Here is a 213-nt window from a genome sequence, read left to right as displayed (position 1 = left end):
GACGGTGCGGCTGGCGCTGGTGAGCTGGCGGTACAGCCGCCAGTAGGTCGTCTCGGTCACCGCCGCGAGATCCCGGCCCGCGTAGAGGCGGTGGGGGTCCAGGCCCGCCCGCGCGACGGCGCGGGCGGTGCCCGCCGCCGTGTCGACCTGCACCAGGTGGTCGGCACCCTCGCCTCCGCCGCCCGGCACCGAGTCGACCAGCAGGTCGAGGCG

The 213-nt window shown here is 77.5% G+C and carries 1 protein-coding gene; it reads right to left on the bottom strand.

All coding sequences use genetic code 11. The features are described 5' to 3' along the window. A partial coding sequence (locus QWY28_RS24875; protein WP_300955426.1) for a hypothetical protein occupies nucleotides 1-213 on the bottom strand: 213 nt, incomplete at both ends.

The sequence above is a fragment of the Nocardioides oceani genome (assembly GCF_030412965.1).
GTDB classification, from domain to species: domain Bacteria; phylum Actinomycetota; class Actinomycetes; order Propionibacteriales; family Nocardioidaceae; genus Nocardioides; species Nocardioides oceani.
This window is presented reverse-complemented; position numbering and strand designations above follow the sequence as displayed.